This window comes from Rhizobium sp. SEMIA 4085 (genome assembly GCF_013004495.1).
Classification (GTDB): Bacteria; Pseudomonadota; Alphaproteobacteria; order Rhizobiales; family Rhizobiaceae; genus Rhizobium; species Rhizobium gallicum.
In genome coordinates this window covers 1-16,188 of record NZ_JABEPH010000107.1, presented here as the reverse complement: position 1 = coordinate 16,188, position 16,188 = coordinate 1, and the positions used below count along the sequence as shown (strand labels likewise).

Genomic DNA, 16,188 nt, shown 5'->3' with positions numbered 1-16,188 from the left:
GAGTATGATTGTCGTAATAGCGGACGGAGAGCGTCGGGAGAGGGTCGAAGGCCGCCCGGCGCATGGCGGTCTCGATGTTGATGCCGAGCATATGGCCCCAATAGGTGACGATCGCCATCAAGCCGGTGTTGATCACATAAACCACCAGAAGACCGGCAGATGCCAATAAAATGAGCAGCCAGTCCTGGCCGATCAGAAGCCGGTCGACGAACAGCTTCACAGCCATCGGAAAGCCGAGCTCGAGCAGGCCCGAGATGATCGCGCAGCTGAAATCCAGCACGAAGAGGCCGCGATAGGGCCTGTAATAGGAAAAGAAACGGCGGAGCATTTCGACCTTTGAAGGGAGTGAGCTTAAACGGCGGCATTGACGATAAGCGCGCATTGATGCGAAACATGATCCGCACTCTCATATTTTTTGACGAGAGCCAATAGGGCGCTGTGCATGACATTGCATGTTGATAAGAAACCGGCAACTGCCACCGAGGCGAAAGGTTCCGACGCGGGCACCGCTTCCATGCTCTCTCTTCAAGACGTCGGCTTCGTCATCGAAGGCCGTACCCTGCTGCACCCGCTGACGCTGGACTTTGCAGCCGGAAAAACGGTCGCGTTGATCGGCCATAACGGTTCCGGAAAATCGACGCTGCTGAAGCTTCTCGCCCGCCAGCAACAGCCTTCTTCCGGCACGATACGCTTGGAAGGCAAGGCGCTTGCCGAATGGCCGGGCCGCGCCTTTGCCCGCCGCCTCGGCTACCTGCCGCAGCAAACGCCGGCAGCGCCGGGGATGCTTGTCAAGGAGCTTGTCGCGCTCGGCCGCTACCCCTGGCATGGTGCGCTCGGCCGCTTCGCAGAAGCGGATCGCACCAAGGTTTGCGAGGCGCTGGAACTGACAGGCACCGCCTCAGTGGCCGGCAGGCTTGTCGATACGCTGTCGGGCGGAGAACGCCAGCGCGTTTGGCTGGCGATGCTTGTAGCCCAAGATGCCGATTGCCTACTGCTTGACGAACCCATCTCAGCACTCGACATCGGCCATCAACTCGAAGTGCTGGCGCTGACCCAGACACTTTCGCGCGAGAAGGGCCTCAGCGTCATCGCCGTGCTTCACGACGTCAACATGGCGGCGCGATTCTGCGACGAAATCGTCGCGCTGCATTCCGGGCGCTTGATTGCACGGGGGACACCGGCGGAAATCATGAGACCTGCCGAACTCGATAAGATCTACAATGTCCGAATGGATGTGATGCAGCAACGATCCGGTCGGCTCGTGGCGGTGGCCCAATAGTTCTGGATTGCAAGTTCGAAGGGCGGAAACTTCCCGCCTGAAAGTTGACAGTGACTGGCAACTTTAATAGGTGTCGGGCACGGAAGCCACGGCCCCTGCGCCCCAGCCACCAGCATTTCATTTCGATATCGGATTTTGCCTGGGGAGCAGCGATGTCCTTTCGTTCCGCGCTTGGCCGCACCATTCTTTCTCTTTCATGCAGCGCAGGCTTTTTTCTACCGGCGCTTGCGCAGGATCAGGCAGTGACGGTGCTGCAGCCTGTCGTCATCCAAGGGGATGGCGGCGGTGCATACGGCAGCGGCATATTCGAAGAGGAAGGTTACGTTGCCAAAGCCGGGCGCGCAGCCGGCAAGAGCGATACCCCGCTGATCGAAACGCCGCAGTCGGTGTCCGTGATCACGGCGGACCAGATCGACGCGCAAGGCGCCGAAACCCTGAATGCGGCCCTGCGTTACAGCGCAGGCGTCGCCGGCGAGAATAATGGATCGGATACTCGCGGCTATGGGCTGCAAATCCGCGGCTTTAACGTCTCCGACGAAATCTTCTATGTCGATGGCCTGCATTCGAAGGGAACGGAATTCGCCTCCTTCCTGTCGCTGGAGACTTACGGCGCCGAAGCCATCGAGCTTGTGCGCGGTCCGGCTTCCGTACTTTACGGCCAGAACAGCCCCGGCGGCATCATCAATTACTCCAGCAAACGCCCGACTGCCGAAGCGTTCGGCGAAGTGGGCCTCAGCGCCGGCAGCTTCGACCGCTACGAAGCACAATTCGATATTGGTGGTCCGATCACCGAAGACGGGGTATTCAGCTACCGCCTAACGGGTCTTGGCCGCAAGGGCGACACACATGTGGACTTCGTCAACGACGATCGCGTCTACCTCGCACCCTCCGTCAAATGGGCGCCGGACGACGAAACGAGCCTGACGGTCTTTGCAAAATACCAGAAGGACTTCACCGGTTGGGGCATCCAGTTTCTGCCTGCATCCGGAACCGTCCTGCCGAACGCGAATGGCGAAATTCCACGCGACAGGTTTGTCGGCGAACCGGATTTTGACCGCTATGACCTGACGATTGCGACGATTGGCTACGCGTTCGAGCACCAAATCGACGAGACGTGGGCTTTCCGGCAGAACGCGCGCTATTCCTATCTGAAAAACGTACAGGAAGGGGTTTTTGGCAACGGACTCGCCGCCGACGGACGCACCCTCATGCGTTATGCCGACGAAGGCCGATCGCAGCTGGCAAGCTTTGCGATCGACAATCAGGCGGAGGCAATGTTCGACACCGGTCCGCTTGCGCATAAGATGCTTTTCGGGCTTGATTATCAGTATACACATTTCAAAGACTGGGGCACCTATGCCGATGTCGATCCAATTGATGTCTTCAATCCGGTCTACGGCTCGCCGCTGCCAGCACTTGATGTCTATACAGACGCGAAGACGACACAGCATCAGCTCGGCCTTTACGTGAACGACCAGGTCAAGTTCGACAAATTCGTGCTGACGGGCGGCCTCCGTCACGACTGGGCGCGAATGGAAACGCTCGAGCAGTTTGACGGAAGCCGCACGGACAAATCCGATCGTGCCTTTACCGGCCGCCTCGGCCTTGTCTATCTGGCCGATAACGGTCTTGCGCCCTACGCCAGCTATTCGACCTCGTTCATGCCGGTGCTTGACGATCCGAGCTTTGATCCCGAAACAGGGCGGCAATACGAGGTCGGCGTGAAGTATCAGCCGGAAGGCTATAACAGCTTCGTGACGCTTTCGGCCTTTGATCTGACGAAAGACAATGCCGTTCGCTATCAAGGAAGTACTGCGGTGCAGACCGGAGAAATCCGCTCCCGCGGCGTCGAACTCGAAGGCGTCGCAAGCCTCGATGAGGGCTGGGATATCAAGCTTGCTTATGCCTATCTCGATACCGAGATCATGGACGATACCGAGGGAACCGGCGGCAACACGCCTTACGGCGTGCCTCGCCATCGCGCGTCTCTATGGGCAAAGTACACGCTCCAGCGCGGCACGTTGGAGGGTCTCGGCCTAGCCGCAGGCATCCGCTACATCGGATCGACCTATGGCGACGATGCGAATTCGTTCAAGGTTGCGAGCGTTACACTTGTCGACCTTGCCGCAAATTACCAGTGGAAAGACTACGAGTTCCAGCTGAACGTCAGTAATCTCTTCGACAAGCGCTATGTGGCCTCGTGCTTTTCGCAAACGGCCGGATGCTTTTTCGGCGAGGGCCGCAAGATCGTCGGCTCGGTGAAATACCGTTGGTAATGTTTACCCGGCGGACTTTATTCGGCGGGCTAGCCGCATCGGCTTTCGCACCGGCGGCCTTCGCATCCCCGCCGCGACGCATCGTCTGCCTCGAATGGACATCGGCCGAAATGTTCATGTCGCTCGGCGTGCAGCCATTGGCGGTTGCCGATCTCAAAGGCTATCGGGACTGGGTCGCTGCGCCCGCACTGCCCTTGTCGACATTTGATCTCGGCGCCCGCGGCGAACCGAACCTCGAAGTGATCAGCGCGCTTCGTCCCGATCTGATCGCAGGCGCCTATGGCTACGGGATTGATGAAACAATGTTTGCGCACTTTGCGCCGGTGTTCAGCGTTCCGTTCTATGACGGAAAGAGCACGCCGCTTGCTCAGGCGGCAGCCGAAACCGTAAAACTCGGCGCTCTTCTGCGACGGCAGGAGGAAGCGCGGGAGCATGTCAGCCAAGCCCTGCGCACGATCAATGATACCAGGGATGCTCTTCGCACCCGCCCGGCCGGTCCGATCGCGATCGTCAGCATGTTCGACGACCGCCACGTGCGGGTCTATGGAAGAGGCAGCCTGTTCCAAGACGTGTTTGACCGCATCGGGCTGGTCAACGCGTGGACCGGCCGGACATCGGAATGGGGATTTTCAATCGTTGGCATCGATGCGCTTACGACAATCGGTAATGCCCATCTGGTTTTGCTCGATCCGATCCCGGCGCATATCCGCATCCGCATTGTGCAGAGTACGCTCTGGACCAGCCTGCCCTGTGTCAGAGCTGGAAATGTTGCAACGATTCCCCCGGTGTGGCCCTTCGGTGGGTTGGCCGCTGCCGCCCGTTTCGCCAACTTGATCGAAAACGTCGTGCAGGCATGATGGTCATCGATCAGCCGATATCGGCGGAAAGCAGCGGCTTTTGGAAACTCATGCTGCTCGTCGCCATCCCCGCGATCACCGCGATGGCCCTGACTATTGCCGGAGCCGAACGGCTGTTGCCGCTTTCCGCCTGGTGGTCCGCGCTTGTCGAAACCGACAATGCGAAATCGCAGGAACTGCTTTTCCGCCACGCCTTCATGCCGCGTGTCGCGGTCAGCATCCTCGCCGGCCTGGGCCTCGGGCTCTCCGGCATCCTGATCCAGCATCTGCTTCGCAACCCACTGGCAGAGCCAACGACCATCGGCACGAATGCCGGCGCTGGGCTCGCCTTGACCATCGCAACGCTTTACGCCCCCGTAGCGCTCGAAAACGGACGTGGTGTCATCGCGCTCCTGGGCGGTGCGTTGACGACGTTCCTCGTCTTTTTGCTCGCACAGCGCCGGCAATTTTCGCCAGTCGCCGTCATTGTCTCAGGGCTTGTCGTCAGTTTGACCTGCGGTTCGGCGAGCGCCCTGCTCATGGCCATCAATCGCGAGTATACCGAGGAGCTTTTTATCTGGCAGAGCGGATCGTTGATCCAGAACGGCGACGCCGTCATCCGGGCGCTGCTTCCGCAGATTACTGTTTGCAGTGTCCTTGCATTCATGTTCCTGCGGCCCTTGCGGCTGCTGGAAGCGGGCGATGAAAGTGCCGGTAGCCTTGGCATCAGGCCGGCAGCCATCAGGCTTATCGGTCTTTCGATCGCAGTAGCAATGAGCGCATTCGTCGTTGCGGCAGTCGGCGTCATAAGCTTCATTGCACTCGCAGCCCCTGCCTTCGCGCGCATCGCTGGCGCAAGGACGCTGCTGCAGCGCATGGTCTGGTCGCCACTGATTGCCGCCTCGCAGCTTTGGCTGGTCGATCAACTGATCCAGTTCCACTTCAAGGAGATGGCATTTCCCGCAGGCGCTGCGACAGCACTTCTCGGAGCACCCCTGCTGTTCTTCTTCCTGCTTCGTTCGAAGACCGTGTCCCTGGACAGCCGAGAGGGCACATTCGCTGCCGTCGCTCCTCACAAAATGCCGGCGCTTCTTCTGCTTGCCGTGGCACTTGTCGTTGCGACAGGCCTTGTTTTTTTCTTTGGAAAGGGTGCAAACGGCTGGGGCTCCATCGCGGCAGCAGAGATCGGTCAATTGGCCGAATTGCGGTTGCCACGGATCGGCGTGGCGCTTGCGGCGGGAGCCATGTTTGGAGTTTGCGGCACATTGCTTCAGCGGATGACCGCAAACAGCATGGCTGCTCCCGAAGTGATCGGTGTCTCAGGTGGGGCAAGCCTCGGCGTGCTTGCGCTTTTTGTCGTCACCTCCAGCATCGATCGGCTTTCGCTGGCAATGGCCGCAAGCGTCGGCGCCTTCGCAACGCTCGCGCTCGTCATGTTTGTCGCTGGCCGGCAGCGCCTTTCGCCGGAGAAGCTTCTGCTCGCGGGGACATCTGTGACGACGCTTGCCTCCGCGCTCGCAGCTCTCGCTCTTGCAAGCGGCGATCCGAGGACGGACTTCCTGCTCGCCTGGCTCTCGGGATCCACCTACCGGGCAACGCCAACTCAGGCGACAGCAGCAGCCGCTGTCGCGATCCTTCTTCTATCCGTCGCGCCTTTGACGATCCGCTGGCTCGCCGTCTTGCCGCTTGGCGAAACCGTGTCGCGCTCGCTGGGCCTCGGTGTCGTTGCCGTTCGCGCCATCCTCCTTTGCCTCATCGCGATCCCGACAGCCCTCGCCACGCTGCTGATCGGACCGCTCAGTTTCGTCGGGCTGATGGCGCCGCACTTTGCGAGAATGACGGGGTTCCGAAGACCGGCCGGCGAAATATTCGCTTCTGCATTTTACGGTGCACTCATATTGATCGCGGCCGATTGGATGGGAAGAACCATCATTTTTCCGTGGCAGATACCGGCAGGTCTGCTGACAGCTCTCGCCGGCGGCCCGTTTTTCTTGATCGTAATGAGCCGCTCCCGATAGACATCGCCTTCTGTCTTTAGCAGCGGCGCGATCAATCGCCGGTCAATGAAAGCGAACGGACATTCCGGTCTGCCGACTGCAGCAGTTCAAAAGCCCGGTACCTGTTTGTGTGCAGAGCCGCAATCGCACCACCGGTCGGATGGAAGGTTTTGGAGAGACGCGACATCACCTTCATCGCTTCGGGCAGGGAAGGATGATGTCCGCCAGCGACGGCCCCGAGCATTGCCGCACCAAGCAGCACAGGCTCCTCGGTGTCGGCGATTGCCACCGGCAGATTCGTCGTATCGGCCAGAAGCTGGCGCACGAGATTGCTTTGCGCCGCACCACCGCTGGCAACGATCAGGTCAAGCGCAATGCCGTCCTGCGCCAGTTTTTCCAGGAGCTGCTTGAGGCCGTAGCCGATGCCGCAGAGGCCGGCGATGTAGAGGGAAATCAGGTCGGAAATATCTGTATCAAGTCCGATGCCGGCGACGACTGCCCGCGCGCCGGGGTCAGCATGCGGTGACCGGTTTCCGAGAAACTCCGGCACGACGTGAAGAGACTTGGCAAGCTCGACGGCGCGCCCAAGCTCCGGGCACATCTTAGTGGCTTGCCCGTCAAGCCATGTAACAAGAGGCATGCCCGCAGCGTCCGCTTTCGCCTGTGCTTCACCGGAGGCGGGATGCATCGTCACAAGATGGTCTATGGCAGCACCTGCCGCTGACTGCCCGCCTTCCGTCAGCCAGAGCCCTGGCACCATGGCCGAGAAGTACGGTCCCCAGACGCCATTTACGAATACTGGGCTGTCGCTTGAGACCATCGAGCAGGCGGATGTACCGAAGATGTAGGCAAGCCTGTTTCTGACATCCGAATGGCCGCTTGCCTCGGCCCCGCCGAGCGTGCCGACACCCCCCGCATGCGCATCGATCAGCGCAGCTCCGACCGGCGTTGCGACCGTCAATCCGAGATCGGCAGCGGCTTGTTCGGTGAGCCCATTTGCCAGCGCCGTGCCGGGATCGACGATGTCCGTGCCTATCCTTGAAAAGCCTTCGGCTGCCAATTCCTCAAGCCCGATCGCCTCGAAGTACCGTGCATCCCAACGGTTCTCGTGGGCAAGAAAGGTCCATTTGCAGGTGACCGTGCAGACCGACCGGCTGAGCGAGCCTGTTGCGCGCCAGGTCAGATAGTCCGCAAGGTCGAAGAAGTGACCGGCAGCGGCAAAGGAGGCCGGCAGATTGCGCTTCAGCCAGAGAAGCTTCGGCGTTTCCATTTCCGGGGAGATCCGCCCGCCGACATAACGCAGGACCTTATGGTCTCCGACATTGATTTCCGCAGCTTCACCGGCGGCACGGTGATCCATCCAGACGATGATATTTCGGTTGGGGTCGCCGGAGGGACCAACGGCGACCGGGGCGCCTTCGGCCGTCACTGAAACGAGAGAACAGGTGGCATCAAAACCCAGACCGGCAACAGCTGCAGGTGGAATTTCCGCCGCTGCGACAGCTTCCTTGACGCTGTCGCAGACTGCTTTCCATATCTGCTCGCTCGATTGCTCGACGATGCTGCCTGCCTCATACCAGATCGTGATGGGACGTTTTGCAGCCGCCCGCAGAATGCCGTGTTCGTCGAAGACCCCTGCGCGCGCGCTGCCTGTACCTACATCGACGCCGATAAAGAATTGCGCCATGGTCAAAGGTCCGTGCTGTGCGGCAAGATGACGAGATCGCGGATCGTCACGTTGCGTGGTCGCGTCAGCATGAAGAGCACGGCGTCTGCGACCTCCCTGGCTTCCATCAATCCTCCTGCGGCAATTGTCTCATCGAGTTTTTCTTTCGGCCAGTCGCTGATCAGCGCCGTCACCACCGGGCCGGGTGCGACCGCGCCGACGCGTATGCCATGCTTTATGACCTGGCGCCTGACCGTATGGACGAAGGCCTGCACGGCATGTTTGGACGCAGTATAGATCGGCTCCCACACCACGGGAACCAGGCCGGCGATCGAACTGGTCATGATGATGTCGCCGGTCTTTCTCTCCACCATATGCGGCAAGACCGCCTGAACCGATCGGAAGGCCGCATTGATATTCAAGTTCAGCATTCGGTCCCAGGCATCAGGATCGCCGTCCACCACCTGCCCGCCGATGTAGGAGCCTGCATTGGCGTGAAAGATATCGAGCTTTCCGAACCGCTCCAAAATCTGCGGCATCATCATTGAGACGCTGGCGGGATTGGTTAGATCGGCAGCCAGAGGGAAAGCGTTCGCACCCAGCTCGGAGCATATGCTCCTCAGTGAGTCTTCGGCTTTGTCGATGAGAGCGACGCTCGCCCCCTCCCGCAATAAAGACTTGGCGCATTCAAGACCGATCCCCGAGGCAGCCCCGGTAATCGCTGCGACCTTTCCAGAAAGTTCCTGTCCCATATCAATCCTTGCTTTCGTAGTTGTATCAGGCGCGGCCGTGCGAGACTCTCGACCGGCGTGCCAGCGAGTCGACGATGACTGCGATGGCAAGAACTGCGCCGGTGATCATGTAGCGAAGGGCCGAAGACAGATCGAGCATCGTCAGACCGCTTGCGATCGACTGGATAACGATGATGCCGAGAAGTGCCGAGTAAGCGCTGCCGCGGCCACCGAAGAGGCTTGTTCCGCCGATGACGGCTGCTGCGATCGCATTCAGGTTGACGTCGCCCGTCCCGGCCTGCTGGCTTGCCGATGCCAGACGTGCCGCCGCAAGCACGCCGCCGAGTGCGGCAAACATGGCGCAGAGAACGAAGGCGCTGGTGTAGATGAGCCGAACATTGATGCCTGCACGGCGTGCCGCCTCGCGATTGCCGCCGACGGCCGCCATCGAGCGGCCCCATTGAGTCCGGGTGAGCGCGTAGTTCATCACGATCGCAAGCGCGACGAAGAGCGCGAACATCCACGGGATGCCGCGATCCTGATTGAGATAAAAGACGACGAATTCGAGAAGGATCGTGATTGCAGCGACACGCACGACGAGAGCACCGATTGAGCGCGACGAGAGATTGGCTTGTCTGCGGCGTTGCGCAGCCCGATAGCCTGAAATCAGCATCACGACGCCCGGCAGCAGCGCACACAAGTATGCGAGTGGACGCGGAATGACGAGCAGCTGCCCGAAATTCACCAAAGACGAGCCGTAAGGCAGGTTGATCGAGCCTGTTGCGCCGAGCAGATAGAGCTGCATTCCGAGCACCGCCAGCAGGCCGGCAAGCGTCGAAACGAAACTTGGCATTCCAAGGCGATTGAAAAGCAGAGCATAGAGCGAGCCGATCAATCCGCCGACAAGGACGGCGGCAATGATCGCAACCGCCACGGGCCAACCCTGATTGACCCACAGCATGCCGACCATGGCGGAAGCAAAGCCACTGATTGAACCAACGGACAGGTCGATCTCGCCGACCATCAGCACGCAAACGATTCCAAGCGAAATCACCCCGACCGTTGAGGCGTCGAAAAGCAAGTTTGCAAGGTTGTTGCTTGAAAGAAATGTCGGGTTGAGGGTGCCGAAGACTGTCCAGATGATCACCAGGCCGACGACCACGGGAAGCGAGCCGAGATCGCCCGAGCGCACCTTATCGATCGAAGAGCGGATCGTCGCGCCAATGCCCGCATCGTGGCTGACGCGAACATCACCGCGATCCAGAAGCGTCGCTGTTTGTTTCACATCGCTGGTCATATCTGCCCCTCCTGCCTCATATCCTGCTGCGCCTGACGCCGGCCGGCGCGGCGCGAGACTGCATTTTCGCTTGCCCCGGTAATGGCGGTGACGAGTTCCTGGTTGGACGCATCGGGATAGAAAACTCCGTTGTTCCGCCCGAGCCTCAAGACGACGATGCGATCGGCTACTGCACGCACGTCCTCCATATTATGGCTGATCATTACAACCCCGAGGCCGCGGTCGCGCACCCGCTCGATTAGGTTCAGCACCTCTGCCGTCTGGGCAACGCCAAGGGCGGCCGTCGGTTCGTCGAGCAGGATGAGCTTCGGCTCCAGAAGCAGGGACCTTGCAATCGCCACCGTCTGTCGCTGTCCACCCGACAGCGATGCGATCGGAATGCGGACACTTGGAATGCGGGCCGAAAGCTCGTTCAACAGCGTCCAGGCACGAACCTCCATCGCGGTCTCGTCAAGCTTTAACGGGCTGAGCTCCCGGCCGAGGAAGATGTTGGCAACGACATCAAGGTTCTCGCAAAGCGCAAGGTCCTGAAACACGGTTGCAATCCCCAAGGAGAGGGCCGCACTCGGGTCGGCCAACGTCACCTTGCTGCCGCCGAAAGTGATCTCGCCCGAACTCGGCTGGTGGACGCCGGCGAGGATCTTCACGAGCGTCGATTTGCCAGCGCCGTTGTCCCCGACGAGCGCCACGACTTCGCCTGCGTGAACGTCAAGATCGATATCGGTGAGCGCCGAGACGGCACCGAAATGTTTCGAGATACCTTTTAGGCTGAGCACCACTTCGCCGGCCGGGGCTGCTTGGTTGGAAGCGTCAGTCATCTGTCGCGAGCCTTTCATCATGAATTTCAGGCCCTTCGGCCGCTCGCAAGAGCGGTCGAAGGGACTTCCGGGAGGACAGATCAGCTGCCGATGCCGAGCTTCTTGCAGCCTTCGGCGTAGCGATCCGTGCAGAGCTGCTCCGGGGTCTGGATCGGCTTGCCATTGACTGTTTTGTCGATGATCTCGGCCTTCAGGTTTTCGGCGGTAACGAGCGCCGGCGTAAAGAGTTGCGTCGGCGTGTCGAAGAGCGTGGTATCAGCCTTCGGGGTTTCGCCCGACAGCAGCTGGATGGCGACATTCGCCGCAGCCGCGGCCACGATCTCGCTTGGCTTGGAGATGGTGTTGTACTGATCGCCTGCGATGATGAGCTGCAGGCCAGCGATCGTCGCATCGTTGCCGGTGACCGGCGGCACAGGATCGATGCCGGCAGCCTTGAAGGCTGCAACGGCAGCACCACCCGTGCCGTCATTGGCGGCCACAACACCGATGATCTTCTTGCCGAAACGGGTGATCTGTCCGCTCGCCCACTGCTGCGCCTTCGGCGGAGCCCATTCCGGCGTATCGAATTCGGCAAGGATGGGATAGCCGCCTTCGGCGAGACCGGCATGGATTCCCTTCTTGATGAGGCCTGCGGCAGCATCCGTCGGCGAGCCGTTGATCTCAAGAAGACCGCCGTCGCCAGCCTGTACGTTCTTTTCCTTCAGATGATCGACCAGCGATTTGGCGATCATCTTACCGATTTCCTCATTGTTGAAGGAGACATAATAGTCTGCAGCGGCAGAGGGAATCGGCCGGTCATAGGCAATCACCTTGACGCCCTGGCTCTGCGCCATTTTGACCAGCGATGCGGCAGCCGTGGAATCGACCGGGTCGAGCACGATCGCCTTGGCGCCCTGCGAGATCGCCGAGTTGAACTGCTGCTGCTGGCGCGAAGCGTCGCCGTTTGCGTTTTGGTAAATCACCTTGCAACCGGCGCAGAGTTTTTTCATTTCCGCTTCAAAGCCCGGATAGTCGTGCTCCTCATAGCGTGTGGAGCTCTGGTCGGGCATCAGAAAGGCAACCGTTGCATCGGTTACCTTTGCAGACTGGGCAAAGGCGGACGTGCCGCTGAGAAGACCGACGGCGAGCGCTGCTGCGCCTGCCAATTTCCATGCGAAGTGGGTCATTGGAATTTCTCCGTACCAAATGGTAACTGTTTCAACGAAGTGTCAAGCTCGCTCGAACTCGACACTCTTTGGGCGATCCGGCCGTCCGAAGCGCCTTCTTGACCGGCGCTTCTCAGGCTGATTTGCGGACAAGCAATCCCGTTCGGGCCACTTGTGTGCCCGTTCGCCTTGCCCTTGTTGTTCGTTTTCTCCTCCCCGGTCCTCCCTTTTTAGGCGGCCTCCACCGCTCTTGCATTTTGTGCCAGCAATATTCTGAAACGCGAGGGCGCCATGCCCTTCTGATCCAGAAAACGGCGATTGAAATTCGAGATATTGTTGAAGCCGGCCGCAAAGCAGATGTCGGTTATCGACATGGCGGTTTCGCTCATCAGCAGATGGCAGGCGAAGTTGATCCGCAGCCGGTTTACATATTGAACGAGCGCCATGCCGGTATGCCGACGGAAGCTGCGTGAAAACGCACTTGGGCTTTGCCCGGTCAACTCGGCAAGGTCACCTTCGCTGAACGGTTCGGTCAGATGCGTGTTGATAAAGGCTAGCGCCTGGTTCACCCCGGCTGACATGAAGCCCGAGGGATCCGGATGATAAAGCGCGCTTGCGAGCGTGCGCGTGCCCTGCGCAGAACTCAGCGCCTCGAGCACGTTCATGAAAAGCTCAATGCGGCGAATTCCCTTGGCTTCGACCAGCTCCCCAAGGAGCGGGCCGACGAGCGATGCCGTTTGGGGTGTGAACAGCGCACCTCGACGGCTCATTTCCAAAATGCCGGCACAAGCCGAGAGTTCCGGAAAAATCCGACTTGCATCTGCAAGGAAGGATTCGGTGAACTGAAGCACCCGGCAGCGCAGTGGAAGGCATGTGCCCGGCGGCACGTCGCTCACCCAATTGTGCGGCAGGTTCGGTCCGGTGAGCACAAGGTTGTCGGGCTCGAATTCGCCGATGAAATCGCCGACGAAGTACTGTCCCGTCGTCGCGACGACATGGTGGATTTCATATTCGGGATGGAAGTGCCAGCGGACCGTACGGTAGGGATAACCATGCTCCCAGGCCTTGAAGGATTCGCCGCTGCCGATCGCGACCACTTCCAAATCTGGATTCATGGAACCTTCCTCCCCGCGCATCAACCGGAATTTCTCCGGCAACGGTGCCTCCTCCCAGAGGTCATCATCTGAAGGGACTTTACGCGCAGACATCAGCAATCGCTACTACGCCATCGACCTCTCACTGATACTTTTTTGACAATTCTCCTGTGATTTGTGACCAATCATGCAGTTTTTCGGCCTCGCCAAAGACTTCTTGGCAGCAAAGATCGAAGCCGACATATGACGCCGCGCCGCCTTGCCTTGCGCGACGTCCGCCACCGACATTCGCTTCAGATGCTCAAAGGCGAATAGGAAAGCTTCGGATACCAGTCCGGCGCCCGTCCTTCCGGCGTGCAATCGAGCACCGTCCAGAGAGGCATAAGGTCGGGCGCACCGCGCGGATCCTGTCCCGGGTCGGCTGTTGCCGATCCCATTTCCTCACTCCAGAAATGCCGGATCGTACCGTCGCGTCGCGTGAAGACGTTAAACGCCGCATCATCGCTGCCGCCCTCACCGAGCGCGCGATAGTCCCGGCTATAGTCGCCATCAATGTCCGAATAAAGCGGCAGATAGCGCCAACCGCGCTCCATCTTGAACGACAGCAGTCTTTCGAGGGGTGAACGGGCAACGACTGCGAGCGCTACGCGCTGCTGCATGTCGGAAACTTCCCCGTCCCAGGCGGACAATAAGGATGTGCACATAGGACAAGGACGTTCGCGTTCGGGACCGAACATGTAGCTATAGACAATCAGCGTATCCTTGTCGGCGATCAGGTCTTTCAATGACACGAAACCGGTACTTCCCTCGAACCTGTATTCCTTCGTCACTTCGCCTCCAGGCGGAAGAGCGCGCCGTTGCTCGGCGACGCGTTCTATGTGGCGCCGCAGCTCGATCTCTTCGGCAAGCAGCGCATCGCGCGCACGCCGATAGTCTTCACTCTCGTTCGGAAATCGGGCACCGTTTCTGCGGGCGAGTTCGATTGCGGGTGTCAGGTGCTGATGATCAGCCATAATATCCTCCTTCGATCTGATCGTGAGAGAGGAGCCATGTGCCGTCTCTCCCAGGCTTTGAACGCGAGGCGCCGGCCGTCATTCCGGAACTGGAGCGCTCGACTGTTCAAGGACGATTGACGGCCGCCAAAATCGACAGCGCTGCTGATAAATGTCTTCCGGTGCATGCCAAGAAAGGTCGGCCGACCCGGCGTCGACGACTTGGCGGAGGCGAGCTTATTGGAACATGGCTTGCAGAACCCGCGGATCAAGGCGGTGGAGGTCGTAAGTCGAAGGTGTGTTCCTTGGCCGGGAAGCGTCGATTCCGGACATCGTCAGCATAGGTGCTTGCCGCCTCCTCGATTGTCTGTGCAAGATCGGCATAGCGTTTGACAAATTTGGGCTTGAAATCGATGAACACGCCCAACATGTCCTCGGCAACCAGGATCTGGCCGTCGCAGGCCGGCGAAGCGCCGATGCCGATCGTCGCGGCGTGGATCGAGGCGGTCACCTCGCGCGCCAGGGGCTCCACCATTCCCTCGATGACGACTGCAAAAGCGCCGGATCCGCCGACTGCTCGGGCATCGCGCCTGACCCTGGCGATCTCGCTTTCGTTGTGGCCGAGCGAGCGGTAACCGCCGGCGGTGTGCACCTGTTGCGGCATCAGTCCGATATGTCCGCATACCGGCACGCCGCGCGCGGTCAAAAAGGCGATGGTCTCGACCATCTCCTCGCCGCCCTCCAGCTTGACGCCGTCGCAGCCGGTTTCCTGCATGATCCGCACGGCACTGCGAAAAGCCTGTTCCTTCGATTCCTGATAGCTGCCGAAGGGCAGATCGACGATGACGCAGGCCCGCGAGACTCCGCGCATGACCGCCTGACCATGGGCGATCATCATGTCGAGCGTAACCGAAGTCGTGCTCGGCAGGCCGTAGAGCACCATGCCGACGGAATCGCCGACCAAAAGCAGATCGCAATGGGCGTCAAGGGCGCGCGCCATTGGTGTCGTATAAGCGGTCAGGCAAACGATCGGCGTTGAGCCCTTCATGGACTGGATGCGAAATGGTGTCAGCCGCTTTTGACTGGAAGGCTTGCTCATCACGCAGCCCTCGACTGGATTTGGCTCCGGTGGCCGATGATCCTGTTGTCAAGAAGCCTGGTCGAACCGATCCGTACGAAGAGGGCGACAAGGGCTTGCCGATCGCGCAAGGTTTCAAGCCTTGTCAGGGTCTGCGGATCGCGAACGGCAACGACTTCAGCCTCGGCGAGCGGCTCGCGTGCAATGAACGCGGCCAATGCCGCCTCCAGAGCCTGCGGCTCCTCAATCCCGTCGCGGTAAAGTCGTTCGGCTTCGTCCAGTGCCTTTGGAACGATCACCGCAGCGGCACGTTCGTCCGCCGTCAGGTAACTGTTTCGCGATGAAAACGCCAGTCCGTCGGCCTCCCGGACAGTTTCGACGGCGACAATGCGGACCGGCAGGGCAAGATCCTCGACCATCCGTTTGATGATGACGACCTGCTGGTAGTCCTTTTTGCCAAAATAGGCCGCATGCGGCTGAACGATATTGAAAAGCTTGGTCACGACGGTCGCAACGCCGGCAAAATGTCCGGGCCGCACGGCACCCTCCAACTCGCTACCAAGCGCCGGCACGTCCACGATCGTCTGCATCGGCTGCGGATACATCTCCTGAACGCTTGGGGAAAAAAGGATATCGACGCCGGCATCAGACAGCATGGCGCTGTCCCTTTCGAGGTCTCTTGGATAGCGCGTAAGATCTTCGTTCCTTCCGAACTGCAGCGGATTGACGAAAATGGAGACGACGACGGCATCGTTGCCACTGCATGCACGCCCAACCAGTTCCATATGCCCGGCGTGAAGGTATCCCATCGTCGGGACGAACCCAAGGGTCCGGCCTTCATTCTTGATCGCCGCGATGTGCTCGCGCAGTTCGGCAACCCTTGTAACGACACGCATCCCTCGACCTCCCCAAAAAGCGGTGGCGGATAGAAGTTGATTTCGCGCGAAGCGTCAACTTACCTGCTAAGATAATATCGATT

The 16,188-nt window shown here is 59.9% G+C and carries 14 protein-coding genes; 4 read left to right on the top strand and 10 right to left on the bottom strand.

What is annotated here, in order from left to right:
- Window positions 1-328 (bottom strand): ABC transporter transmembrane domain-containing protein (locus tag C9413_RS13245; RefSeq protein WP_246703747.1); only part of this gene is annotated, 328 nt, incomplete at its 3' end.
- 186 nt (window positions 329-514) lie between these two features.
- Between C9413_RS13245 and C9413_RS13240 the strand changes: the two genes are divergently transcribed.
- The 4 genes from C9413_RS13240 to fhuB all read left to right on the top strand — a co-directional run bounded on the left by C9413_RS13240 (window position 515) and on the right by fhuB (window position 6,409).
- Window positions 515-1,279 (top strand): ATP-binding cassette domain-containing protein, encoded by a 765-nt coding sequence (locus C9413_RS13240; protein WP_040115712.1) that lies wholly within the window; start codon window positions 515-517, stop codon window positions 1,277-1,279.
- Between the two features lie 152 nt (window positions 1,280-1,431).
- The gene (locus tag C9413_RS13235) at window positions 1,432-3,555 is read left to right on the top strand and encodes a TonB-dependent siderophore receptor (protein WP_052451813.1); all 2,124 of its coding nucleotides are present in this window, start codon (window positions 1,432-1,434) and stop codon (window positions 3,553-3,555) included.
- Entirely contained in the window at window positions 3,555-4,412 is an 858-nt protein-coding gene (locus tag C9413_RS13230; protein WP_063856024.1) for an ABC transporter substrate-binding protein, read from the top strand. Before C9413_RS13235 ends, C9413_RS13230 begins: the two co-directional genes overlap by 1 nt.
- Window positions 4,412-6,409: a Fe(3+)-hydroxamate ABC transporter permease FhuB gene (gene fhuB / locus C9413_RS13225; protein ID WP_063856037.1), complete on the top strand. Its 1,998-nt coding sequence runs from the start codon at window positions 4,412-4,414 to the stop codon at window positions 6,407-6,409. Before C9413_RS13230 ends, fhuB begins: the two co-directional genes overlap by 1 nt.
- Before the next feature lie 31 nt (window positions 6,410-6,440).
- Here fhuB and C9413_RS13220 read toward each other — a convergent pair whose 3' ends face one another.
- The 9 genes from C9413_RS13220 to panC all read right to left on the bottom strand — a co-directional run bounded on the left by C9413_RS13220 (window position 6,441) and on the right by panC (window position 16,105).
- The gene (locus C9413_RS13220) at window positions 6,441-8,075 is read right to left on the bottom strand and encodes an FGGY-family carbohydrate kinase (RefSeq protein WP_170250537.1); all 1,635 of its coding nucleotides are present in this window, start codon (window positions 8,073-8,075) and stop codon (window positions 6,441-6,443) included.
- A 2-nt stretch (window positions 8,076-8,077) separates the two neighbouring features.
- The gene (locus C9413_RS13215; RefSeq protein ID WP_040115714.1) at window positions 8,078-8,806 is read right to left on the bottom strand and encodes an SDR family oxidoreductase; all 729 of its coding nucleotides are present in this window, start codon (window positions 8,804-8,806) and stop codon (window positions 8,078-8,080) included.
- 25 nt (window positions 8,807-8,831) lie between these two features.
- Window positions 8,832-10,082, bottom strand: a complete 1,251-nt coding sequence (locus C9413_RS13210; RefSeq protein WP_040115715.1) for an ABC transporter permease — start codon at window positions 10,080-10,082, stop codon at window positions 8,832-8,834.
- Window positions 10,079-10,900: an ATP-binding cassette domain-containing protein gene (locus C9413_RS13205; protein WP_040116619.1), complete on the bottom strand. Its 822-nt coding sequence runs from the start codon at window positions 10,898-10,900 to the stop codon at window positions 10,079-10,081. Before C9413_RS13205 ends, C9413_RS13210 begins: the two co-directional genes overlap by 4 nt.
- An 80-nt stretch (window positions 10,901-10,980) precedes the next feature.
- Window positions 10,981-12,066, bottom strand: a complete 1,086-nt coding sequence (locus C9413_RS13200) for a sugar ABC transporter substrate-binding protein (RefSeq protein WP_040115716.1) — start codon at window positions 12,064-12,066, stop codon at window positions 10,981-10,983.
- 209 nt (window positions 12,067-12,275) lie between these two features.
- A complete protein-coding gene (locus tag C9413_RS13195; RefSeq protein ID WP_040116620.1) occupies window positions 12,276-13,160 on the bottom strand; it encodes an AraC family transcriptional regulator in 885 nt (294 codons plus the stop codon).
- A 272-nt stretch (window positions 13,161-13,432) separates the two neighbouring features.
- Complete coding sequence (locus C9413_RS13190; RefSeq protein WP_040115717.1) at window positions 13,433-14,152, bottom strand: DUF899 family protein; 720 nt, start codon at window positions 14,150-14,152, stop codon at window positions 13,433-13,435.
- A gap of 247 nt (window positions 14,153-14,399) precedes the next feature.
- On the bottom strand, window positions 14,400-15,230 hold the full coding sequence (gene panB / locus C9413_RS13185) for a 3-methyl-2-oxobutanoate hydroxymethyltransferase (RefSeq protein WP_040115718.1): 831 nt from the start codon (window positions 15,228-15,230) through the stop codon (window positions 14,400-14,402).
- Window positions 15,230-16,105, bottom strand: a complete 876-nt coding sequence (gene panC / locus C9413_RS13180; protein WP_040115719.1) for a pantoate--beta-alanine ligase — start codon at window positions 16,103-16,105, stop codon at window positions 15,230-15,232. The genes panB and panC overlap by 1 nt, the downstream gene beginning before the upstream one ends.
- Window positions 16,106-16,188: the final 83 nt, after the last annotated feature.